Source organism: Streptomyces sp. NPDC024017 (assembly GCF_040638895.1).
In the GTDB taxonomy this organism is placed as follows: domain Bacteria; phylum Actinomycetota; class Actinomycetes; order Streptomycetales; family Streptomycetaceae; genus Streptomyces.
Map to the genome: position 1 here is coordinate 178,747 of NZ_JBEZYZ010000015.1, position 22,068 is coordinate 200,814.

Here is a 22,068-nt window from a genome sequence, read left to right on the forward strand (position 1 = left end):
GATGATGGACTCCCAGACCTCACAGGCATCCCAGGCACCCCATTCGCCCCAGTCACCTCATACGTTCCAGGTCGACCTGCGTGGTCTGGTGGACCTGCTCTCCCACCACCTCTACTCCAGCCCCAAGGTGTATCTGCGCGAGCTGCTGCAGAACGCCGTGGACGCCATCACGGCCAGACGCGTGGACGAGCCAGGGGCCCCCGCCCGGGTCCGGCTGTACGCGGAGGGCGGAGCCCTGCGTGTCGAGGACACCGGCGTGGGGCTCACCGAGACGGATGTGCACAGCCTGCTGGCCACCATCGGGCGCAGTTCCAAGCGGGCCGAGGGGCTTGAGGAGGCCCGGTCGGACTTCCTCGGGCAGTTCGGCATCGGGCTGCTGGCCTGTTTCGTCGTCGCCGAGCGGATCCGGGTCGTCAGCCGCAGCGCCCGTACGCCCGGGGCACCGCCGGTGGAGTGGACGGCGTCCGACGACGGTTCGTACACCGTGCGGACGCTGCCGGACTCCGAGCGGCCCGAACCGGGCACCACCGTGCACCTGGTGGCCCGGGCGGGGGCCGCCGAGTGGCTCACGCCCGAGCGGGTCGAGGCGCTGGCCCGGGACTTCGGGTCGCTGCTGCCGTACGACGTCCGGGTCGGCGACGAGGCGGTCACCGACCTTCCGGCGCCCTGGGACCGTCCGTATCCGGGCCCGGCCGCCCGCCGTGTCGCCCTCGCCCGGCACTGCCACGACCTGTTCGGCTTCACCCCGCTGGACACGATCGACCTGTCCGTGCCGCTGGCCGGCATCCGCGGGGTGGCGTACGTGCTGCCGTCGGCGGTGAGCCCGGCCCAGCGCGCGGGGCACCGGGTGCACCTGAAGGGCATGCTGCTCACCGAGCGGGCCGAACAGCTGCTGCCCGACTGGGCGTTCTTCGTGCGCTGCGTGCTCGACACGGACAGTCTGCGGCCCACGGCGTCACGCGAGTCGCTGTACGAGGACGAGACGCTGGCCGGGGTGCGGGAGGCGCTGGGTGAGCGGATCCGTGCCTGGCTGACGGGGCTGGCGGCCGGTGATCCGGAGCGGCTGGCCGCGTTCCTGTCGGTGCACCACCTGGGTGTGAAGTCCCTGGCCCGGCACGACCGGGAGATGCTGCGCACGATGCTGCCGTGGCTGCCGTTCGAGACGACCGACGGGCGGCTGTCCCTGGAGGAGTTCGCGCAGCGGCACCCGGTGGTGCACTTCACGCGGACCGTCGAGGAGTACCGGCAGGTCGCGCCGATCGCGTCCGCGCAGGGCATCGGCGTGATCAACGGCGGTTACACGTACGACAGCGAGCTGGTTCAGGCGCTGCCGTCGGTGCGGCCGGGCACCGTGGTCGCCGAGCTTGACGCCGAGACGGTCACCGCGCACCTGGACGCGGTCGACCCGGCCGAGGAGCTGGCCCTGTCCGGCTTCCTGGCGGCGGCCCGGGCCCGGCTCGATCCGCTCGGCTGTGACGTCGTGCTGCGGGCCTTCCACCCGCTGTCCGTGCCCGCGCTGCACCTGGACGACCGGGACGCCCGGCACGAGCAGGCCCGGGCGGACGCCGAGGCGCAGGCCGACGACCTGTGGGCGGGCATCCTCGGCTCCCTGCGCGGCAGTGCGCCCCGCGCGCGTCTGGTGCTCAACCACCTCAACCCGCTCGTGCGGCGGATCAGCGCGCTGCCCGACCCGGAGCTGATCGGCACCGCCACGGAGTCGCTGTACGGGCAGGCGCTGCTGATGGCGCAGCGGCCGCTCAGGCCGGCCGACTCGGCGCTGCTCAACCGCGCGTTCATCGGTCTCCTGGAGTGGGCCACGCACAGCGAGGACGGTCAGGCATGAGCGAGATCACGGACTTCGACGCCCTGCGCGGGGCGATGGCGGAGAACTCCGAGCAGCCGGAGGGGCCGGCCCGCAACGCGCGCGCGGAGGAGCTGCTGACGGCGGCCGAGAAGCTGGGCGTTCCGCTCGCCGTGATCGAGGCGCTCGGGCACCAGCTGAAGGTCTACAACTACAGCTCCGAGAAGGGGAAGATGTTCGTCCCCTTCTCGCGTCTGCTGCGCATGTGGGACGAACGGCCCGAGGACTTCGACGAGTACGAGACCCACTCGCTGCACTGGGTCTTCAAGTGGGTCTCGGCCGGCATGCTGGACCAGCCGCACATCCCGCTCGCGTCGATCGAGAAGTGGCTCGGCGAGATGGAGCACCGCTACCGGCTCGCCGGGCACTCCGAACGGGCCGTGCGCAGCGCCGAGCACAGTGTGGCCGCGCATGTCGGGGACGTGGCGCGGGCCGAGCGGGCGTACGCCGCGTGGCTGGCCGCCGACCGGGACAGCATGGCGGACTGCCACGCGTGCGAGCTGCACGGGCAGGGCTGGTGGCAGGCGGAGCAGGGGCGGGACGCCGAGGCGCTGGAGCTGTGGCGGCCGGTGCTGGAGGGTGAGTACACCTGCGCCCACGAGCCGCACACGGCCCTCGCGTCCTCCCTGGTGCCGCTGCTGCGGCTGGGGCGCCTGGAGGAGGCCCGGGCCCATCATCTGCGGGGCTTCCGGCTCGTCCGGGCGATGGAGAGCATGCGCGGTGCGTACGCGGAGCACGTGGAGTTCTGTGCGCTGACCGGCAACGAGGCGCGGGGCCTGGAGCTGCTCGCGGAGCGGCCGGCGTACTTCACGGACGACGGGCATCCGCAGAGCAAGCTGGACTTCATGAGCGTGGTGGCCCTGCTCATGGACCGGCTGACCGGGCTCGGGCTGGGCGAGGGGCGGGTGCCGGGTCCGGCCGGCCGGGAGTGGACCGCCCGCGAACTCGCCGCGCACGCGCGCGGGGAGGCCCTCGCCCTGGCGGCGCGCTTCGACGAACGCAACGGCACGGCGCACGTGAGCGAGCGGGCACGCGCGCGTATGGCGCGGCAGCCGCTCGCGGAGCGGCTGCCGCTGGGAGTGCGGTCGGTACGGCCGGTCCCGCCACCCGCTCCCCCGACGGTCGTGCTTCCGGAGGCCCCCGGCACCGGGCAGCCGGATCTGCCCGCGCTCCTGGCCGAGGCGCGGCGGCTGTCGGACACCCTGCGGCCGAACGCCGTGGAGGCGTGGGCGGCGGCCGCCGAGGCAGCGGTGGGCGTCGAGCTGGACCCGCGCGACCGTGCCGAGATGGCCGACCACGAGGCGATGTCCCTCGGCCCCGGGGGCACCGAGCTCTTCGAACGGGCCGCCGGCCTCTACGCGGAGGCCGGCGACCCGGGCGAGGCCCTTGCGGCACGCGCGCGTGGGGCGTACGTCCGCGCGCTCGCGGGTGACGTGGACGGCGCCGTCGCGGCGGTGAGCGGCCTGTACGACGAGATCCTCGCGCTGTACGCCGCCGACGGCACGGGGATAGGGCAGACGGCGTCCGTGGTGATGAGCCGGGCGCGGATCCTGACGCGCCGGGCGCACGGCGCCGAGGGCGACGGGGCGGTTGTCGCCGAGGCCGAGGCCGCCGTCCGGGAGGTCCTCGCGCTCGTCGGCGGCCGGACCGGGGAGGACGTACGGCTGGCCGCGCGGGTCGCCGAGGCGCAGGCGATGCTCGGGGAGCTGGCGGGGCTGTCCGGAGACCTGGAGACGGCCGCGGAGCTGTTCGCTCGGGGCGCGGCGGCGTTCGTCGCGGCGGGGCTGCCGTGGTTCGCGGTGGAGTACGAGGCCCGGCTGGCCTCCCTCGCCCACCACCTCGGCGACATGGCGGAGACCGAACGGGCGCTGCGGGCGGCCCTGGAGCACGGCGGCTCGCAGCTGGAGGCGCCCGGACGGGCCCAGCTGCACCTCCAGCTCGCCGAGGTCGTCGGCGGCCGGGGCGAGGCCGTGGAGGCCGCCCGGCACGCCCTGGAGGCCGCCCACTGGGCCGACGAGGCGGGCGAGTCGGCGACGCTGGGTGCCTGGGCGCGGCAGCAGCTCGGGGGGTTCCTGCTGCGGCAGGGGCGGTGGGCCGAGGCCGCGGAGGTGCTGGAGTCGGCGCTGCCCGACCTGACCGCCGAGACGCACGGTGACGGGGCGGTCGTGCAGACGCAGTGGTGGCTCGGCGACTGCCTGAGCGAGCTCGGCGAGCACCGCGCGGCCGCAGAACGGCGCCTGCAGGCAGCCGAGATCGCCCGGCACTGGCCCGAGCAGCACGACCACGCCACCCTCGCCCATCTGGCCGGGGAGTCCCTCGGGCAGGCCGGACTGACCGCCGAGGCGGACCGGGCCTACGCACGGGCGGGGGACTTGTGGCGTGACCTGGGCCATGTCCAGGGCCTGGTTCGCTCGCTGCGGGCCCGTGCCTGGCTGGCGTCGCAGGCACCGGACGGCCTGGTGGAGGCCCGGGGCCTGATGGCGGACGCGTTCCGGGAGTGCGAGGCGGCGCGGGAGACGGCGGACGACGAGGAGTCGCGGCAGCAGTACGTCGCCGAACTCGGCGACACCCACCGGCAGTTCGGTGACCTGCTGGCCCGATCGATCTCCGGGGCCGCCGACGACGCCGGCCGGGCCGTGTTCGAGGAGGCCCTGTCTCAACTGGCGCTTTCCGCAGAGGTGTTCGCCTCGCTCGGGGAGGGGTACGTGCACAGCCGCACCGCCGCCGAACTCACCGCCGGCTGGCTGGAGGTCGAGCTGGGCCGCCTCGCCGACGCGAGGGCACGCGCGCGTGCGGTGCTGGCCGCCTGCGACGGCCATGACGCCACCGAGGCCGACGACGGGGGCCGCTCGGCGGTGCGGGCCCGGCGGGCGGAGGCGGAGCAGCTGCTCCGCGTCGCGGCGGAGAACTGATCACGGTCGGCTCACTCCACGCCGATGAGGAGCAGGGCCCCCTGCCGTCCGCCGCGGTACACGACCGTGTCGACGGCGAGGTATCCCTCGCGGACCCTGCCCTCCAGATGCTCGGCGACGGTGTCGGGGACGTCGTCGCCGAGGACCAGGGTGACCATCTCGCCCCCGGCCGAGAGCATGCGGTCCAGGACGGTCTCGGCGGTCACCGCGACGTCCGAGCCGATCACGGCCACGTCCCCGTCGATCAGGCCCAGGACGTCCCCGGCCTGGCAGATGCCGGCCATCGTCCAGGACTGGCGTTCGGCGACCGTGACCTCGGCATACCGGGTGGCCCCGGCGGCCGAGGTCATGGACACGACGTCCTCGTCGAAGCGGCGGTCCGGCTCGTGCACGGCCAGCGCCGCGATGCCCTGGACCGCCGAGCGGGTCGGGATCAGGGCCACCCGGACGCCCTCCGTGCGGACCTGCTCGGCGGCCGCCGCGGCGGTGTGGCGCAGGTCGGCGTCGTTGGGCAGCAGCACGACCTCGCGCGCGTGGGCCCGCCGTAGGGCCTGGACGAGCTCGCCGCTCGCGGGCGGCTCCCCGGGGCGTGCGAGCACGGTCGTCGCGCCGGCCTCGGTGTACAGCCCGGCCAGGCCTTCACCGGGCACGACGGCCACGACGGCCCGCTGGGCGCGCTCGCGGGGCGGCCGCTCGGCACCGGTGGTGTGCACGTCGCCCGAGCCGAAGTGGGTGATGCGGATCCGGTGGGGCCGTCCGGCCTCGATGCCGGCCTCGACGGCGGCGCCCGCGTCGTCGACATGGACGTGGACGTTCCACAGCCCGTCGCCGCCGACCACGACGAGGGAGTCCCCGATGGCGTCGAGCCGCTCCCGCAGTCGCTCCACGGCGGCGTCCTCGGCCTCCAGGAGGTAGATCACCTCGAAGGCGGGCCCATTCTGGCCGGGCACGGCGCCGTCGTCGGCGCACTCGCCGGGGACGCCGTCGACCGGTGCGGTGCCTGCGGCGGGCTCCACGCGCGCGTGGGGATCTCCGGAGGGCCCTTTGCACGCGCTCTCCACCACCCCCCGCGCCCTCTCCCCCGTGAACGTCTCCACCAGCGCCGCGAGCACCGCGACCAGTCCCCGTCCGCCGGCGTCGACCACCCCGGCGCGTTCCAGGACGGGAAGCTGGCCGGGGGTCGCGGCGAGGGCTGTGCGGGCTCCGTCGTACGCCGCCCGGGCCACGGTCCCGCAGTCGCCCTCCGCTCCCTCCGCGGCGTCGGCGGCGGCCGAGGCGACCGTGAGGACGGTGCCCTCGACGGGATGGGCGACGGCCCGGCGGGCGGAGTCGGCCGCGTGCCGCAGGGCGAGCCGCAGGCCCTGGCCGTCGGCATGGGCGGCGGCGTCGTCGGCCAGCACCTGGGCCATGCCGCGCAGCAGCTGGGCGAGGATCGTCCCGGAGTTCCCGCGGGCGCCGATGAGCGCCCCGTGCGCCATCGCCCGGGCGGCGTCGGCGAGCGTCGGCTCCCCGGGGCTCGCGGCGCCGGGGCCCACCGCGGCTTCGGACCCCGCCGCGTGCCCCGCGAACACGGCCTCGACCGCAGCGACCGCCGACTCCACGGTCAGATACAGGTTGGTGCCGGTGTCGCCGTCCGCCACGGGATAGACGTTGATCGCGTCGATCTCCTCACGCGCCCGCCCCAGTGTCTCGAGCGCGAGACCGCACCAGGTGCGCACCGCGAGAGCATCGAAGAACGGCTGCGGCAGCTGCGCCACTACGCCTCCCTGAGCTGCTGGACGTGGCTCGCAGCGTAGACCCCGGGGCGGTGTTCACCGGAAGAGGGAGGGGACCGGGCCCCTGAGCTGCCATGGTAGTTTCGTTCTACGGGTGCAGCCGTTGTATGCTGCTCCGGTTGCCCGATCTGATCGGGCCTTCCCCCTGGCAACGCCACTCAGATTTCGACCGGCTCCTCAAAGCCCGAGAATCATGATTCCGGCCTGCCGGGATCAACCGTAAGTGCATCTGAAGTCTTTGGAGTGACCCGTGGCTGCCAACTGCGACGTCTGCGGCAAGGGGCCGGGCTTCGGCAACAACATCTCGCACTCGCACCGCCGTACGTCCCGCCGCTGGAACCCGAACATCCAGCGTGTGCGTACCGTGGTGGGCGGGACGCCGAAGCGCGTGAACGCTTGCACCTCGTGCATCAAGGCCGGCAAGGTCTCGCGCTGACGCTCAGCTAGCGCGCGGCCACTGCTGGTTCGCTGCAGAGCCGGTCCACCTCTGGTGGGCCGGCTCTTTGCCATGCCTTGAGGGCGTGCCCAGGGGACGTGCCCTGAGGGCATGGCACGAGAACGTGCCCGGGCGCGGCGCGGTGCCCTGAAGCCACGGCGCCACGACGCCGCAGCCCGGCATCGCGCCCAGGCGGCTAGACGCTCCCGCGGAAGCGCCAGCCGTGATCCACCGGCCCGATCCCCCCGCCGAGCGCGAACCCGGCCGCGACGGCCCCCGTGACGTACTGCTTCGCCGCCGCCACCGCCTCCGGCACGGACCGCCCCTTGGCGAGCTCGGAGGCGATCGCCGAGGCGAGCGTGCAGCCGGTGCCGTGGGTGTGGCGGTTGTCATGCCTCGGCGCCCGCAGCCAGTGCTCCTCGGAGCCGTCGGTGAGCAGATCGACGGCGTCCCCGGGCAGGTGCCCGCCCTTGATCAGCACCCAGCGCGGCCCGTACTCCAGCACGGCCGCCGCGGCCTCCCGCATCTCCCGCTCCGACTCGACGCGTACGCCCGTGATCTGGGCCACCTCGTCGAGGTTCGGCGTGGCGACCGTCGCCACCGGCAGCAGCTTCGTACGGACGGAGTCCAGCGCGGAGGCGGCGAGCAGGGCGTCGCCGTGCTTGGAGACGCCCACCGGGTCGACGACCGCAGGGGCGTCCGTGCCCGCGATCAACTCGGCGACCGCCTCCACGAGTTCCGCGGAGGCGAGCATCCCCGTCTTGACCGCCTGGACGCCGATGTCGTCGACGACGCTGCGGTACTGGGCCCGGACGGCCTCCACGGGCAGTTCCCAAGCCCCCTGCACGCCGAGGGAGTTCTGCGCGGTCACCGCCGTCACGACGCTCATGCCGTGCACGCCGAGCGCGAGCATCGTCTTGAGGTCGGCCTGGATGCCCGCGCCGCCACCGGAGTCGGAGCCCGCCACCGTCAGGACGTTGGGGATCATGACTCTATGTCCGCGAAGTGGTCCCAGCCGCCCTGGCTGGTCCACGGCGCCCCGTCGACCGTCACCTGGGGCAGCGCCGAGGGGTTGAGGACCTCGCCGATGACCTTCCAGCGGGCGGGCAACTTCACGTCCGGCGGGAAGGTCGCCACGATCGCGTGGTCCTCTCCCCCGGTCAGCACCCACTGCATGGGGTCCACCCCCACGGCCTGCCCGATGTCGTTCATCTGGGACGGTATGTCGATCGCCCCCGAGCGGATGTCGATCCGCACCTTGCTCGCCTCGGCGATGTGCCCGAGGTCCGCGATCAGCCCGTCGCTCACGTCGCACATCGCGGTCGCCCCGAGCCCGGCCGCGGCGGGACCCGCGTGGTACGGCGGTTCGGGCCGGCGGTGCGCCTCCACGAACGCCCGCGGCGAGCGGAACCCCCGGGAGAGCACCGCGTACCCGGCGGCCGACCAGCCCAGCCAGCCGGTCACCGCGACGAGATCGCCGGGCTGGGCGCCCGCCCGCGTCACCGGCTCCTGGTTGCGCAAATCGCCGAGCGCGGTGATCGACACCATGATCGAGTCGCCGCGTACGACGTCACCGCCGACCACGGCGGCGCCCGCCACCTGGCATTCGTCGCGCAGGCCGTCCATCAGCTCGCTCGGCCAGGTCACCGGCAGTTCGGCCGGGACGACCAAGCCGAGCAGCAGCGCGGTCGGTACCGCGCCCATGGCGGCGATGTCGGCGAGGTTCTGCGCGGCCGCCTTGCGGCCCACGTCGTAGGCCGTCGACCAGTCCCGCCGGAAGTGCCGGCCCTCCACCAGGATGTCCGTGCTCGCCACGACCCTGCGGTCGGGTGCGGCCACCACGGCGGCGTCGTCGCCGGGGCCGACCCGGACCGCCGGGGTGGTGGTCAGACGGGAGGTGAGCTCCCTGATGAGCCCGAACTCACCGAGCTCACCAACAGTGCCCTTCATTGCCCTTTCTCCCCTTCTGTACCAGTTCGTGCCCGGTCGCGAGGCATCTCAGTCCTCGTTACGGTCGAAGTGACCGTCAAGTTCTGCCGGACCTGCAGCCCGGCGCGCAAGACCCGGTCCCCGCAGGTCTCCCCGCGGCGAGCGGCGACGCGATACCGTGGCGTTCCTTTTCCCCACATGATCCTCGTGGCCGCCCTGGAGGTTCCGTGGTACAGGCGTACATCCTGATCCAGACGGAGGTCGGCAAGGCGTCGACCGTCGCCGAGACGATCGGCAAGATCCCTGGGGTCATCCAGGCCGAGGACGTGACGGGACCGTACGACGTGATCGTGCGGGCCCAGGCCGACACCGTCGACGATCTCGGCCGCATGGTGGTCGCCAAGGTCCAGCAGGTGGACGGCATCACCCGCACCCTGACCTGCCCGGTCGTCCATCTGTAGCCCCCGTCTACCCTGTGCCGGTGAACTCTTTCCGTCACCGGCACCGTTGTGTCTTCCGCGTGTTCCGCCTGCCCGCTGTCGCGCTGTTGATCACTGTTGCGGGCTGCTCCTCAGCAGACGACAGTGCGTCGGCGGCGGTTCCCAGTCCGGACGCGAAGGTCGCGGAACTGTGCCGGAACCTGGACAAGGTACTGCCCGCGAAGGTGGACGGTGAGCGCCGGGAGGATCCCGAGCCCGCGTCGGCGCTGACGGCGGGCTGGGGCAGCCCGGCGATCATACTTCGCTGCGGTGTGCCGCAGCCGCCGAAGATGGTCGACCCGAAGGTGGCGGACGGGCGGGATCCGGATGCGGTCGCCGGGGGCGTGAACGGGGTCGACTGGCTGATGGAGAAGCAGGACGGAGGGGGCCACCGGTTCACCACCGCCAACCGCGAGGCGTATGTCGAGGTCCGGGCGCCGGAGGGCGTGGACACCTCGGGTGTGCTGATCGATCTGGCTGCCGCCGTGAAGAAGGCGATCCCCGAGGGGATCGCCTCCTGAGTGCCGCGCCGGTGCTCCTGTCCTGAGTCCGCGGGCCGTTCGTGGCTGATCGCGCAGTTCCCCGCGCCCCTTGAGGGTCGATTCAGCGCAGGCCCGTGGAGCGGCGCAGCGCCGCCTGCACCAGCAGGTCGATCAGCTCCGGGTAGCTCACCCCGCTCGCCTGCCACATCTGCGGATACATCGAGATGGGCGTGAAGCCGGGCATCGTGTTGATCTCGTTGATCACGAACTCGCCGTCCTCGGTGAGGAAGAAGTCCGCGCGGACCAGGCCCTCGCAGGACGCCGCTTCGAAGGCGTCGACCGCCAGGCGCTGGACCTCGGCCGTCTCCTCCGGCGTCAGAGGCGCCGGCACGAGACCCGGGGTGGAGTCGATGTACTTGGCCTCGAAGTCGTAGTACGCCTGCGTCTCGGGCGGGGGGATCTCCGCGGGCAGGGAGGCCCGGGGGCCGTCCTCGAACTCCAGGACGCCGCACTCGATCTCACGGCCGCGCAGTGCGGCCTCCACGAGGATCTTCGGGTCGTGCCGCTGGGCCTCGGCGATGGCCTCGTCCAGGCCGGAGAGGTCCTCGACCTTGGTGATGCCGATCGACGAACCGGCCCGCGAGGGCTTCACGAACAGCGGCCAGCCGTGTTCGCCGGCGAAGTCGACGATCTTCTTGCGGGCGGCGGCCTCATCGTGTTCCCACTCGCGCGGGCGGACCACTACGTACGGGCCCACCTTGAGCCCGAAGGAGGTGAACACCCGCTTCATGTACTCCTTGTCCTGGCCCACGGCCGAGGCGAGCACGCCCGAACCCACGTACGGGACGCCGGAGAGCTCCAGGAGGCCCTGGAGGGTGCCGTCCTCGCCGTACGGGCCGTGCAGCACCGGGAAGACCACGTCGACCTCGCCGAGGGCCTTGGGCACCGATCCCGGCTCGCTGTAGACGACTTCGCGGTTGGCGGGGTCGACCGGGAGGATCACTGCGCCCTCGGCGGACTCGGCCAGGGTGTCGACGCTCGGCGGGCGCCGGTCGACGATCGCCATCCGCTCCGGTTCGTCCGCCGTGAGCGCCCAACGCCCGTCCTGGGTGATGCCGATCGGCAGGATGTCGTACTTCGTCCGGTCGATGGCCTTGAGGACGGCGCCGGCGGTGACCACGGAGATCCCGTGTTCGGAGCTGCGCCCGCCGAACACGACGGCCACACGCGGCTTGCGAGGCGGCTGCTCGGGGCTCTGGGGGAGGTTCTCGGTGCTCATATCGCGTTGAGGGTACCCGTTGGTAGGGCCCGGAGTCAGCGCCCGCCGCCCCGCGTCGCTCAGCGTCGTTCGGGCTTCGCGCTGCGCGACATCAGCTCCTTGAGGGCCACCACCGGGGGCTTGCCCTCGTGCACGATGCCGACGACCGTCTCCGTGATCGGCATGTCGACGCCGTGCCGCCGGGCCAGATCCAGCACCGACTCGCAGGACTTGACGCCCTCGGCCGTCTGCTTGGTGACCGCGATGGTCTCCTGGAGGGTCATGCCCTTGCCGAGGTTGGTGCCGAAGGTGTGGTTGCGCGACAGCGGCGAGGAGCAGGTGGCCACCAGGTCGCCGAGGCCCGCGAGTCCGGAGAAGGTCAGCGGGTCGGCGCCGAGCGCCATGCCGAGACGGGTGGTCTCGGCGAGGCCGCGGGTGATGAGCGAGCCCTTGGCGTTGTCCCCGAGGCCCATGCCGTCCGCGATGCCGACGGCGAGGCCGATGACGTTCTTCACGGCTCCGCCCAGTTCGCAACCCACCACGTCCGTGTTGGTGTACGGGCGGAAGTACGGCGTGTGGCAGGAGGCCTGGAGCCGCTGGGCGACGGCCTCGTCGGTGCAGGCGACCACGGCCGCGGCCGGCATCCGCGCGGCGATCTCCCGGGCCAGGTTGGGTCCCGTCACCACGGCGATCCGGTCCGGGCCGACCTTGGCGACGTCGTCGATGACCTCGCTCATCCGCATCGCGGAGCCGAGTTCGACGCCCTTCATCAGCGACACGAGGACCGTGTCGGGGGCCAGCATCGGGCTCCACTCGGCGAGGTTGCCGCGCAGGGTCTGCGAGGGGACCGACAGGACCGTGAAGTCGGCGTCCGCTGCGGCCTCCGCGGGGTCGGTGGTGGCTCGCACGTTCTCCGGGAGCTCGACGCCCGGGAAGTAGTCGGGATTGGTCCGCGTGGAGTTGATCGCCTCCACGAGCTCCGGACGGCGCCCCCACAGAGTGACCTCGCACCCCGCGTCGGCGAGCACCATGCCGAAGGCCGTTCCCCACGAACCGGCGCTCAGAACCGCCGCCTTGACCGGCTTGCTCACTTGCCCAGCCCCTCTTCCTGCACGGTCTGCCCGGACTTCTGGTGGGTCTGTGTCTGCGCCTGTGTGCGGCGCCGCTGCTCGATCCGCTCCCGGCGCGGGTCGTACGGCGTCTCCGGCGCCTTCTCCCCGCGGATCAGCTCCAGCTGTGCGGTGACGGCGGCCATGATGACCTCCGTGGCCTCCTTCAGCAGGTCCGCGGTCATCTCCCGGTCGTAGAACCGCGCGAGGTCCACGGGCGGCCCGGCGAGCACCCGGTGCGTCTTGCGCGGCAGCGGATGCGGCTTCTTCGCGTACGGCGGCAGCAACTCGTTGCAGCCCCACTGGGCGACGGGGATCACCGGGCACTTGGTCTGCAGGGCGACGCGTGCGGCTCCGGTCTTGCCGGTCATGGGCCAGCCTGCCGGGTCGCGGGTGAGGGTGCCCTCGGGGTAGAAGGCGACGCATTCCCCGCGGTCCACGGCGTCGATCGCGGCCCGGAAGGCGCTCAGCGCGTCCGTGCTCTCGCGGTAGACGGGGATCTGCCCGGTACCCCGCATCGCGGCGCCGACGAATCCCTTCTTGAAAAGCCCGCTCTTCGCGAGGAATCGCGGGACGCGCCCGGTGTTGTACTGAAAGTGCGCGTAAGCGAAGGGGTCGATGTGCGAATTGTGGTTCACCGCGGTGATAAATCCACCCTCAGCCGGAATGTTCTCCATTCCACGCCAGTCCCGCCTGAGCAGAACCACCAGCGGCGGTTTGCAGATCACCGCGGCGAAGCGGTACCAGAAGCCGATTCTGCGGCGGGGCACGCGGACACCTTCCTCTAGGGCCTGAAGCGGGGGGCCACGGGGGGCCGCACAAGTGTCGCCCCAGGCCGCCGGTCTGTCGAGAACACCGTACGCCCCGACACTCCGCCCGCCCGATGCCCCGGGTGACAATGACCGCGACAAGAGGAGGACGAAACACCCGTGCAGTGGACCCTGGTCGTACCCCTGAAGCCCCTGGCCCAGGCCAAGAGCAGGCTTGCGGACACCGCGGACGACGGGCTGCGGCCGGACCTGGCGCTGGCCTTCGCCCAGGACACGGTGGCGGCCGCGCTGGCCTGCCCGGCGGTGGGTGATGTGGCAGTCGTCACGGACGACGCCCGGGCGGGCCGTGAGCTGGCCGCACTGGGCGCCGCGATCATCCCCGACGAGCCGGGCGGCGGCCTCAACGCCGCCCTCGCACACGCGACGCGGGCCGTACGGTCGGCCCGCCCGGCCCGCGCGGTGGCCGCACTCAACGCCGATCTGCCGGCGCTGCGCCCCGCGGAATTGTCCCGGGTACTCGATACCGCCGCTGAATTCCCGCGTGCATTTCTCCCGGACGCGGCCGCAATCGGCACGACCCTGCTGGCCGCCGCCCCGGGCCGCGAATTGCGCCCGGCCTTCGGCGCGGATTCCCGGGCCCGGCACCGCGCCTCGGGGGCGGTGGAACTGCCCCTCACCGCGGTGGATTCCGTACGCCAGGACGTGGACACCGGCGACGACCTGCGCAGCGCGCTGGCCCTGGGGGTCGGCCCTCATACGGCCGCGGCCGCCGCGCGATTGCTGATACCCGGGCAGTAGGCTGCGGCCATGCAGGCGACCGCGTACACGTACGACCCCGAAAGCCGCAGCGGGCAGGTGCTCCTTGACGACGGCACCCCGGTGCCCTTCGACGCGGCCGCGTTCGATGCGGGGGGCCTCAGGCTGCTGCGCCCGGGCCAGCGCGTCCGCATCGAGGTGGAGGGTGCGAAGGACGCGCTCCGGATCACTCTGGTGACCCTGCAGACCCTCTGACCACGTGCTGAACACGCCGCGGGCCGGGCTCCATGCGGAGTCCGGCCCGGCGCGTGAGTACCCAAGCGCCCTTACTTCTTGCGGGCGGTGGTCTTCTTGGCGGTGGTCTTGCGCGCCGTCGACTTCTTGGCGGGCGCCTTCTTGGCCGTGGCCTTCTTCGCCGGGGCCTTCTGCGCGGTGGTCTTCTTCGCGGCGGTGGTCTTGGACGTCGCCGTGGTCTTCTTGGCGGGCGCCTTCTTCGCCGTGGTCTTCTTCGCGGCCGCGGTCTTGGTGGTGGCCTTCTTCGCCGTCGTCTTCTTGGCGGTGGTCTTCTTCGCGGCGGCCGACTTCGTGGTCGCCTTCTTCGCGGCGGCCTTCTTGACCGTCGCGCCGGCACCGCCGGTCAGGCTGCCCTTCGGCGCCTTCTTGACGGACACCTCGCCGCCACGCGGGAGCTTCTTCGAGCCGCTGACCAGGTCCTTGAAGCCCTGACCGGCGCGGAAGCGCGGAACGGAGGTCTTCTTGACCCGAACCCGCTCGCCCGTCTGAGGGTTACGGGCGTACCGGGCCGGCCGGTCGACCTTCTCGAACGAACCGAAGCCGGTGACCGAGACCCGCTCACCCGAGACGACCGCGCGGACGATGGCGTCCAGTACATGGTCGACAGCATCGGCGGCCTGCTGGCGGCCGCCCATCTTGTCGGCAATCGCTTCTACGAGCTGCGCCTTGTTCACGTCTTCCCCTTCGGAGACATCGCCAGAACGAAAGTGTTCAAGCTTTTTCGCACGTTAGGCAGATATATACCGCAAATCAAACACGAAACGGGCTTATCACCCTTGTGCCGCAACGAACTCGACGGTGTCGAGAGGTTCAGCGTTCCTCGTCGGGGAGACGTCCCTCGTCGAGGTCCGCGGTGAACCGCTCCAGCCGCCTTGCCGCGTCGGCGAGATCGTGCTTGGCCGCGGCCGTAATGACCAGCAGCTTCCGGGTCAGCGCCATCCGTACGCCCTCCGGGACTTGCAGTGCGCGCACTCTTGTGTGCGCTTCCTTTAGTTGGCCCGCGACTGCCGCATAGAGCTCGAGTTGGCCGTCGTGTTCCATGCACAGATTGTGCCATCTGGGGCGAGTTGTCGCCTGCGCAGGGGACAACTGCCGCCTCAAACGGCCTTCCCGGCACACGTGGAAGTCACGGCATTACCACTCACGTACCCCATCAACCACCGGCTTAACGTGGGAAGTTGGCAGCTGAACAGCGGGTGCGCAGGGCCGTTCGGGTGCAGACACAGCTGTACCCCCGATCGGGCTGATCGGGGGTACAGAGGGGGTGTTGCGGTGGCCGAAAGTCGCCTTGTCCAGAGGCGGCGGATCGTGCCTGGGGTCAGACCGGGAGCGTCCGCGGCTTGAACGCCGGGCGCTTGGCCTCGTAGGCGGCGATGTCGGCCTCGTTCTTCAGGGTGATCGAGATGTCGTCGAGGCCGTTCAGCAGCCGCCAGCGGGAGTTCTCGTCCAGCTCGAAGGAGGCGCTGATGCCTTCGGCGCGTACCTCGCGGGCCTGAAGGTCGACGGTGATCTCGGCCTGCGGGTCCTTCTCGGCGAGCTCCATCAGCGCGTCCACGGTCTTCTGCTCCAGAACGACGGTGAGCAGGCCGTTCTTGAGCGAGTTGCCGCGGAAGATGTCGGCGAAGCGGGAGGAGATCACGGCCTTGAAGCCGTAGTTCTGCAGCGCCCAGACGGCGTGCTCACGGGAGGAGCCGGTACCGAAGTCGGGGCCGGCGACCAGCACGGTCGCACCCTTGCGCTCGGGCTGGTTGAGGACGAACGAGGCGTCCTTGCGCCAGGCCTCGAACAGCCCGTCCTCGAACCCGTCGCGGGTGACCTTCTTGAGCCAGTGGGCGGGGATGATCTGGTCGGTGTCGACGTTGGAGCGGCGCAGCGGCACGGCCCGGCCGGTGTGGGTGGTGAAGGCTTCCATGACTGATCAGACTCCAGCGGGCGTGGGGGCGTCGGCGGACAGGTCGGCCGGGGAGGCCAGGTGGCCCAGGACGGCGGTGGCGGCGGCGACCTGCGGGGAGACCAGGTGGGTGCGGCCGCCCTTGCCCTGCCGGCCCTCGAAGTTGCGGTTGGAGGTGGACGCGGAGCGCTCACCGGGGGCGAGCTGGTCGGGGTTCATGCCCAGGCACATCGAGCAGCCCGCGTGCCGCCACTCGGCGCCGGCCTCCTTGAACACCACGTCCAGGCCCTCGGAGACGGCCTGCAGACCCACCCGCGCGGAGCCCGGGACGACCAGCATCCGTACGCCGTCGGCGACTTTGCGGTCCTTGAGCAGCTCGGCGGCGGCACGCAGGTCCTCGATGCGGCCGTTGGTGCACGAGCCTACGAAGACGGTGTCCACCTTGATGGAGCGCAGCGGCTGTCCGGCCTCCAACCCCATGTACTCCAGGGCCTTTTCGGCGGCGTAGCGCTCCGATGCGTCTTCGTACGAAGCAGGATCGGGGACGGACGCCGAAAGCGGTGCGCCCTGGCCGGGGTTGGTGCCCCAGGTGACGAACGGCGAAAGCTCGGCGGCGTCGATGACGACCTCGGCGTCGAACACCGCGTCCTCGTCCGTCTTCAGCGTCTTCCAGTACGCGACGGCCGCGTCCCAGTCGTCGCCCTCGGGGGCGTGCGGGCGGCCCTTGAGGTAGGCGAAGGTGGTCTCGTCCGGGGCGATCATGCCCGCGCGGGCGCCGGCCTCGATCGACATGTTGCAGATCGTCATCCGGGCCTCCATCGAGAGCTTCTCGATGGCCTCGCCGCGGTACTCCAGGACATAGCCCTGGCCGCCGCCGGTGCCGATCTTCGCGATGATCGCCAGGATCAGGTCCTTGGCGGTGACGCCGTCGGGCAGTTCACCGTCGACCGTGATCGCCATGGTCTTCGGGCGGGACATCGGCAGCGTCTGGGTGGCCAGCACGTGCTCCACCTGGGAGGTGCCGATACCGAACGCCAGCGCGCCGAAAGCACCGTGCGTGGAGGTGTGGGAGTCACCGCACACGACGGTGGTGCCGGGCTGGGTCAGGCCCAGCTGCGGGCCCACCACGTGCACGACGCCCTGCTCGACGTCGCCCAGGGGGTGCAGGCGCACGCCGAAGTCGGCGGCGTTCTTGCGCAGCGTCTCCAGCTGCACCCGGGAGACCGGGTCCGCGATCGGCTTGTCGATGTCCAGGGTCGGGGTGTTGTGGTCCTCGGTCGCGATGGTGAGGTCCAGGCGCCGCACGGTCCGGCCGGTCTTGCGCAGACCGTCGAACGCCTGCGGGCTGGTCACCTCGTGCAGCAGGTGCAGATCGATGAAGAGAAGGTCGGGCTCGCCCTCCGCGCGCCGGACGACATGGTCGTCCCAGACTTTCTCCGCGAGTGTCCTACCCATCGCTGTTCCCTCCGGCCGACGACGATCCGCCGACCCAACTAGAGATCTTGAGGAGGCGGTGCCCGTACCCCTGATCGCGGGCACACACCACCAGGCCCTTACGTCACGGGCCGTTGTGACTTCGTGATTCCAGGGTGGCGCGTTCCACGGAAATTTGAACTTGCGTTTCACAGAGTGAGACGCAAGTATCGTTTCATGGACAACAGTAGCGGCGTCGGCGTTCTGGACAAGGCGGCCCTCGTCCTGAGCGCTCTGGAGTCCGGTCCGGCCACCCTCGCGGGTCTGGTCGGTGCCACCGGACTGGCACGACCCACGGCCCACCGCCTGGCCGTGGCCCTGGAACACCACCGCATGGTGGCGCGCGACATGCAGGGCCGTTTCATTCTCGGCCCTCGTCTGGCAGAGCTTGCCGCGGCCGCGGGTGAGGACCGTCTCCTCGCCACCGCCGGCCCGGTGCTCACGCATCTTCGTGACATCACGGGCGAGAGCGCGCAGCTCTATCGCCGCCAGGGCGACATGCGCATCTGCGTCGCCGCGGCGGAGCGTCTGTCCGGTCTGCGGGACACGGTCCCGGTCGGTTCGACGCTCACGATGAAGGCGGGTTCCTCGGCGCAGATCCTCATGGCCTGGGAGGAGCCGGAGCGGCTGCACCGCGGTCTGCAGGGGGCGCGCTTCACGGCGACGGCCCTGTCGGGTGTGCGGCGGCGGGGCTGGGCGCAGTCGATCGGTGAGCGGGAGCCGGGCGTCGCCTCCGTGTCCGCGCCGGTGCGGGGGCCGTCGAACCGGGTGGTGGCGGCGGTGTCCGTCTCCGGGCCCATCGAGCGGCTGACACGGCACCCGGGCCGTATGCATGCGCAGGCCGTGATCGACGCCGCCGGGCGCCTCTCCGAGGCGTTGCGGCGTACCGGCTGAAGCGACCAGGTGTTTCGGGGAGGCTCGCCTCAACGCCGCGGCAGGCTTTCCCCGACTCATCGCCATGACAGGGACGGCTTCGTCGTCGAGTGCGGGCCGTCAGTGGTTGTTCGCGCAGTTCCCCGCGCCCCTGAGGCATACGCATGAGGCCCCTCACCGAAGTGAGGGGCCTCATGGGATGTGTACCCCCGACCGGATTCGAACCGGCGCTACCGCCTTGAGAGGGCGGCGTGCTAGGCCGCTACACAACGGGGGCCTGGACACTGCGTTTCCGCAGGTCCGAGCTGGTCTACCTGGACTCGAACCAAGACTAACTGAACCAGAATCAGTCGTGCTGCCAATTACACCATAGACCAATGTGGTTTAGACCAGTCAGTACCCCCGACCGGATTCGAACCGGCGCTACCGCCTTGAGAGGGCGGCGTGCTAGGCCGCTACACAACGGGGGCCCTAGCAGTCCCGAGATGATCGTCGATCGCTCGGAACCAGTACCCCCGACCGGATTCGAACCGGCGCTACTGCCTTGAGAGGGCAGCGTGCTAGGCCGCTACACAACGGGGGCGATGCAGATGAGCTCTGCGAGCTGGCCTACCTGGACTCGAACCAAGACTAACTGAACCAGAATCAGTCGTGCTGCCAATTACACCATAGGCCACTGGAACGCAAGCCCCCTAGGGGTTCGTGTTCTAGCTTTGCGCCTGGGGGTTCCGGCCTTCCGGCCCGCTCCCCGCGGCGCAGGAAGAACATTACCTGAAGGTGGACGGGGCTCCAAAACGAGTATCCGAGCCGAGCAGGGACGGCAGTTCGGCGAGGGAGGCGATGCGGTGCGGCCCTACGGGCGGGTCGATCGTGGCGTACAGACCGCTGCGGTCGATCCACACCGACAGCAGTCCGGCCTCGGCGGCGCCCCGTCCGTCGATCTCCGGGTGGTCACCGACGTAGGCGACCTGGTGCGGCGGCAGCCCGAGGAATTCGCAGGCCGCGAGGAACGCCCCGGCCTCGGGCTTGGAGACGCCGAGCTCGGCCGCGCACAGGATGGTCTCGAAGCGGTCGTGGACGCCGAGGACGCGCAGCTTGTGGTCCTGGACGTGGAGGCTGGAGTTGGAGAGCACGGCGTGCCGGTGGCTGGCGGCGAGGCTGTCGAGGACGGGCAGGACGTCCGGGAAGAGCGTCCAGACCTGCTCGTAGTGGGCGAGATACCGCTGGAACCACGCGTCGGCCTCGGCGTCGGTGAGCTCCCGGCCCACGAACACCCGCACGCGGTCGCGCCGCTGGGCCTCGAAGGTGGCCTCGCCGGCCGCGAAACGCGCCCACTGCAGGTCCGTGATCTCCCGCCAGCGGGTGAGGGCCTGCTCGGCACTGTCGTAGGCGTCGAGCAGGCCCTCGGCCGTGAGGTGGGCGCTCATGCCGAGGCGGTCGGCGGTGGTGTAGTCGAAGAGGGTGTCGTCGACGTCCCAGACCACGGCTTGGATGCTCATGCTCCGACCGTACCCACCGCGTGCCGCTCTCAGCCCAGGGTCATGGAGCCGGAGAGCGTGAGGTCGGGGCCCTGGCCGTCGCGGGGGTGGGCGGTGAGCTTCCAGGTGTGGGTGCCGCTCGTTCCGCCGCCGTTGTCGGTGGTGCCGTCCCAGGCGGGGCGCACGGCGGCTCCCGTGGAACTGCCGGTCAGCGTGCGGACGATCTTGCCGAAGGCGTTGGTGAGGGTCAGGGTCCAGGTGGAGGGCTTGTTCAGCTGCCAGACCGGTGCCCACGGGAAGGACTTGCCGATCACGGACGGCGAGTAGACCTGGGCCTCCATCTGCGCCAGGGGCGAGGTGGGGACGCCGCTGGGGACGATCGAGACCTCGCCGTAGGTGCCGTTGAGGTAGGCGATGTGGCCGCCGAAGCGGTCGACGGCCCAGCGGCCGTTGCTGCCGCCGGTGTTCTGGTCGGTGGCGGGGAGTTTGGCCAGGGTGCGGGTGGTGGCCGTGCCGGTGTGGAAGTCGGTGAGCAGCAGTTCGTGGGTGGTGCGGTTCTCGCGGAGCAGGAAGCCGTCGGCGAGGCGGGCCGGGCCGAGGTCGGCCGGGACCGTGATCCTGCGGGCAGTGGCCCGGTCGTAGACGCCCGCGGAGCTGCCGCAGGACCAGTACAGCCAGGTGTTGACGGCCTGGATGTCGGTGGGGGTGCAGGGGGCGCCGGTGGCGATGGTGGTGGTCGTGCCGGTCTTGAGGTTGCGGCCGGTGACCGCGCCCTGGGTGCCGCCCGGGGCCCACAGAGTCTGCCCCCACACCGCGGCGGCGGTGCGGTCGCGGGTGAGGGCCGTCCCGCCGGCGGTCGCTCCGCGCGGGAAGTCGACGACCCGCTGCTTGCCGGAGCCGCCGTTGTAGAGCACGTACCGGCCGGTGCCGCCGCCGATGCGGCCGCCGGAGTCGCCGTCCGTGGGCGCGCTGAGGACGGTGGTGGTGTCGAGGCCGACGTCGATGACGGATTCCTGGCCCGTCTCGCTGGTCCACAGGTGGCTGACCCGGCCGTCGCCGAGGGCTTCGAGCTGGGGACAGGCGGCGTCGCCGGTGAGGCAGGTGGACGGGCTCAGTGCCGGGCTGCGGCGGGTCTGGGGGCCGTCGGGCCGGCCTCCGGCGTCCAGCTGGAAGCTGCTGTAGCGCAGCGAGGCGCCCGGTGTCGCGCCGTAGAGGAACAACTCGCCTCCGGCGACGGCCAGTCCCTGCACACCGGTCGCGGCGGCGGGGACCCGGGCCACCTTGGTGGTGGTGAGGCCGCCGTTGCCGTCGGGGGTGATCCGGTGGATGTTCCAGTCGAGGCTGGAGGGGCCCGCGGTGGCCAGGGCGCCGCCGTCCAGGGTGGGGCCGATGCCGCCGAACGACGAGGTGAGCACGGTGGTCGAGGCGCCGGTGACAAGGGAGCGGGCGGTCAGCGCGGCTTCGGTGCCGCCCAGCACGAAGTCGGGGTTGCCGATCAGGAGCTGGTCGCCGACGACGGCTTCGAGCTGGGCGCCGGTGGCGGTGAGGGCGGTGGGCTCGGTGCCGGGTTCGGAGTCCACCCGGATCGCCTTCCAGTCGGCGACGAGCCAGCGGTCGTTGAAGACGAGCTGCGGGGTGACGGTGTCGCCGGTGACGTAGGTGCGGAAGGCGCCGTCGGAGAGGTCGACCAGGCCCACGGACGTCCTGCCGTCCAGCGCGTAGACGATCGCGAGGCGGCCGACCGAGCCGCCGGTGCGGTAGAGGACGGGCCGGGCGCCCGCGGGGAAGCCGGTGACCGGGGTGTCCACGGTGAGGGTGCCGTCGACGGTGCGCAGCACGTGCAGGGCGCCGGTGCCGTCCGTGGTCAGCACGCTCCAGCCCACGGCGGCCCGGTAGGCGTGGCCGGACGGGATCGTGACGTCGGCGGTGACGCCTGTGGAGCGGTGCTTCTGGTGGACGGTCCGGCCGTCGAGGGTGTTCACGACGTCGGTGCCGCTGGCCAGGTCGTCCGGGCCGGCGTGGGCGGGCGGGACCGCGTCGGGGTAGTCCACCGTGGTGGCCGCGCTGGTCCCCGGCCGGTACTGGAAGCCGGACGCGCCGGCCCACGGGTAGTCGACGGTCACGCGCCTCTCGGTGGCGAGCCGTACGGTGCCGACCGGCTCGTCGGCCTGGGGCGCCGCCTGCGCCGGTGCGGCCGGCACGGCGCAGGACAGGGCCACCACCCCGCCGACGGCGGCGTGGACGAGTCTTCGCGAACGGATCATGCTCTCTCCCCCGGTACCAGGGCGCACA

Annotated in this window: 20 protein-coding genes and 5 tRNA genes; 8 read left to right on the forward strand and 17 right to left on the reverse strand. The window is 71.8% G+C overall.

Features of this window, described 5'->3' with window-relative positions:
- Positions 1-4: 4 nt before the first annotated feature.
- Both AB0G20_RS34155 and AB0G20_RS34160 read left to right on the forward strand, forming a co-directional pair.
- Positions 5-1,843, forward strand: a complete 1,839-nt coding sequence (locus AB0G20_RS34155; RefSeq protein WP_361309311.1) for an HSP90 family protein — start codon at positions 5-7, stop codon at positions 1,841-1,843.
- Entirely contained in the window at positions 1,840-4,773 is a 2,934-nt protein-coding gene (locus AB0G20_RS34160; RefSeq protein WP_361309232.1) for a tetratricopeptide repeat protein, read from the forward strand. Before AB0G20_RS34155 ends, AB0G20_RS34160 begins: the two co-directional genes overlap by 4 nt.
- Positions 4,774-4,784: 11 nt before the next feature.
- Here AB0G20_RS34160 and AB0G20_RS34165 read toward each other — a convergent pair whose 3' ends face one another.
- Positions 4,785-6,530 carry a DAK2 domain-containing protein gene (locus AB0G20_RS34165; RefSeq protein ID WP_361309235.1) on the reverse strand — a complete coding sequence of 582 codons (1,746 nt, stop codon included), beginning with the start codon at positions 6,528-6,530 and terminating at the stop codon, positions 4,785-4,787.
- Between the two features lie 268 nt (positions 6,531-6,798).
- On the opposite strand from AB0G20_RS34165, the gene rpmB reads away from it, so the two are divergent.
- Positions 6,799-6,984: a 50S ribosomal protein L28 gene (gene rpmB, locus AB0G20_RS34170; RefSeq protein WP_003993230.1), complete on the forward strand. Its 186-nt coding sequence runs from the start codon at positions 6,799-6,801 to the stop codon at positions 6,982-6,984.
- A 196-nt stretch (positions 6,985-7,180) separates the two neighbouring features.
- Here rpmB and thiD read toward each other — a convergent pair whose 3' ends face one another.
- Positions 7,181-7,972 carry a bifunctional hydroxymethylpyrimidine kinase/phosphomethylpyrimidine kinase gene (gene thiD / locus AB0G20_RS34175; protein ID WP_361309238.1) on the reverse strand — a complete coding sequence of 264 codons (792 nt, stop codon included), beginning with the start codon at positions 7,970-7,972 and terminating at the stop codon, positions 7,181-7,183.
- Positions 7,969-8,934: a thiamine-phosphate kinase gene (locus AB0G20_RS34180; RefSeq protein WP_361309241.1), complete on the reverse strand. Its 966-nt coding sequence runs from the start codon at positions 8,932-8,934 to the stop codon at positions 7,969-7,971. Before AB0G20_RS34180 ends, thiD begins: the two co-directional genes overlap by 4 nt.
- A gap of 206 nt (positions 8,935-9,140) precedes the next feature.
- Here AB0G20_RS34180 and AB0G20_RS34185 point away from each other — a divergent pair, with 206 nt between their 5' ends.
- Positions 9,141-9,374 (forward strand): Lrp/AsnC ligand binding domain-containing protein, encoded by a 234-nt coding sequence (locus AB0G20_RS34185; RefSeq protein ID WP_029384521.1) that lies wholly within the window; start codon positions 9,141-9,143, stop codon positions 9,372-9,374.
- Between the two features lie 20 nt (positions 9,375-9,394).
- Positions 9,395-9,913: a DUF3515 domain-containing protein gene (locus tag AB0G20_RS34190; protein WP_361309244.1), complete on the forward strand. Its 519-nt coding sequence runs from the start codon at positions 9,395-9,397 to the stop codon at positions 9,911-9,913.
- A gap of 82 nt (positions 9,914-9,995) precedes the next feature.
- On the opposite strand, the gene AB0G20_RS34195 is transcribed toward AB0G20_RS34190, so the two are convergent.
- The 3 genes from AB0G20_RS34195 to AB0G20_RS34205 are packed head-to-tail and all read right to left on the reverse strand — an operon-like array spanning position 9,996 to position 13,011.
- Positions 9,996-11,153, reverse strand: a complete 1,158-nt coding sequence (locus tag AB0G20_RS34195) for a D-alanine--D-alanine ligase family protein (protein ID WP_361309246.1) — start codon at positions 11,151-11,153, stop codon at positions 9,996-9,998.
- A gap of 59 nt (positions 11,154-11,212) precedes the next feature.
- Entirely contained in the window at positions 11,213-12,223 is a 1,011-nt protein-coding gene (locus AB0G20_RS34200) for an NAD(P)H-dependent glycerol-3-phosphate dehydrogenase (RefSeq protein WP_361309249.1), read from the reverse strand.
- A complete protein-coding gene (locus AB0G20_RS34205; protein WP_361309252.1) occupies positions 12,220-13,011 on the reverse strand; it encodes a lysophospholipid acyltransferase family protein in 792 nt (263 codons plus the stop codon). Before AB0G20_RS34205 ends, AB0G20_RS34200 begins: the two co-directional genes overlap by 4 nt.
- Before the next feature lie 159 nt (positions 13,012-13,170).
- Here AB0G20_RS34205 and cofC point away from each other — a divergent pair, with 159 nt between their 5' ends.
- Together cofC and AB0G20_RS34215 are read left to right on the forward strand one after the other, a co-directional pair.
- Positions 13,171-13,809, forward strand: a complete 639-nt coding sequence (gene cofC / locus AB0G20_RS34210) for a 2-phospho-L-lactate guanylyltransferase (RefSeq protein WP_361309255.1) — start codon at positions 13,171-13,173, stop codon at positions 13,807-13,809.
- A 9-nt stretch (positions 13,810-13,818) separates the two neighbouring features.
- Complete coding sequence (locus AB0G20_RS34215; RefSeq protein WP_031138097.1) at positions 13,819-14,022, forward strand: hypothetical protein; 204 nt, start codon at positions 13,819-13,821, stop codon at positions 14,020-14,022.
- 71 nt (positions 14,023-14,093) lie between these two features.
- Here AB0G20_RS34215 and AB0G20_RS34220 read toward each other — a convergent pair whose 3' ends face one another.
- The 4 genes from AB0G20_RS34220 to leuC form a co-directional block, all read right to left on the reverse strand.
- On the reverse strand, positions 14,094-14,735 hold the full coding sequence (locus AB0G20_RS34220) for an HU family DNA-binding protein (protein WP_266470629.1): 642 nt from the start codon (positions 14,733-14,735) through the stop codon (positions 14,094-14,096).
- Positions 14,736-14,871: 136 nt separating this feature from the next.
- On the reverse strand, positions 14,872-15,102 hold the full coding sequence (locus AB0G20_RS34225; RefSeq protein WP_248507222.1) for a hypothetical protein: 231 nt from the start codon (positions 15,100-15,102) through the stop codon (positions 14,872-14,874).
- A 277-nt stretch (positions 15,103-15,379) separates the two neighbouring features.
- A complete protein-coding gene (leuD, locus tag AB0G20_RS34230) occupies positions 15,380-15,973 on the reverse strand; it encodes a 3-isopropylmalate dehydratase small subunit (RefSeq protein WP_361309259.1) in 594 nt (197 codons plus the stop codon).
- Positions 15,974-15,979: 6 nt separating this feature from the next.
- Positions 15,980-17,407 (reverse strand): 3-isopropylmalate dehydratase large subunit, encoded by a 1,428-nt coding sequence (gene leuC, locus AB0G20_RS34235; protein ID WP_361309262.1) that lies wholly within the window; start codon positions 17,405-17,407, stop codon positions 15,980-15,982.
- Positions 17,408-17,602: 195 nt separating this feature from the next.
- On the opposite strand from leuC, the gene ndgR reads away from it, so the two are divergent.
- Positions 17,603-18,319 carry an IclR family transcriptional regulator NdgR gene (gene ndgR / locus AB0G20_RS34240; protein ID WP_003993203.1) on the forward strand — a complete coding sequence of 239 codons (717 nt, stop codon included), beginning with the start codon at positions 17,603-17,605 and terminating at the stop codon, positions 18,317-18,319.
- Between the two features lie 183 nt (positions 18,320-18,502).
- Here the strand turns inward: ndgR and AB0G20_RS34245 are convergent.
- The 7 genes from AB0G20_RS34245 to AB0G20_RS34275 all read right to left on the reverse strand — a co-directional run bounded on the left by AB0G20_RS34245 (position 18,503) and on the right by AB0G20_RS34275 (position 22,040).
- Positions 18,503-18,575: transfer RNA gene (locus tag AB0G20_RS34245), tRNA-Glu, on the reverse strand.
- A 28-nt stretch (positions 18,576-18,603) separates the two neighbouring features.
- A tRNA-Gln gene (locus AB0G20_RS34250) sits at positions 18,604-18,675 on the reverse strand.
- Positions 18,676-18,695: 20 nt separating this feature from the next.
- A tRNA-Glu gene (locus tag AB0G20_RS34255) sits at positions 18,696-18,768 on the reverse strand.
- A gap of 40 nt (positions 18,769-18,808) precedes the next feature.
- Positions 18,809-18,881: transfer RNA gene (locus tag AB0G20_RS34260), tRNA-Glu, on the reverse strand.
- A 21-nt stretch (positions 18,882-18,902) separates the two neighbouring features.
- A tRNA-Gln gene (locus AB0G20_RS34265) sits at positions 18,903-18,974 on the reverse strand.
- Positions 18,975-19,065: 91 nt separating this feature from the next.
- Positions 19,066-19,797, reverse strand: coding sequence for an HAD family hydrolase (locus AB0G20_RS34270; protein WP_361309264.1), 732 nt, complete (start codon positions 19,795-19,797; stop codon positions 19,066-19,068).
- 29 nt (positions 19,798-19,826) lie between these two features.
- A complete protein-coding gene (locus tag AB0G20_RS34275) occupies positions 19,827-22,040 on the reverse strand; it encodes a hypothetical protein (RefSeq protein ID WP_361309267.1) in 2,214 nt (737 codons plus the stop codon).
- Positions 22,041-22,068: the final 28 nt, after the last annotated feature.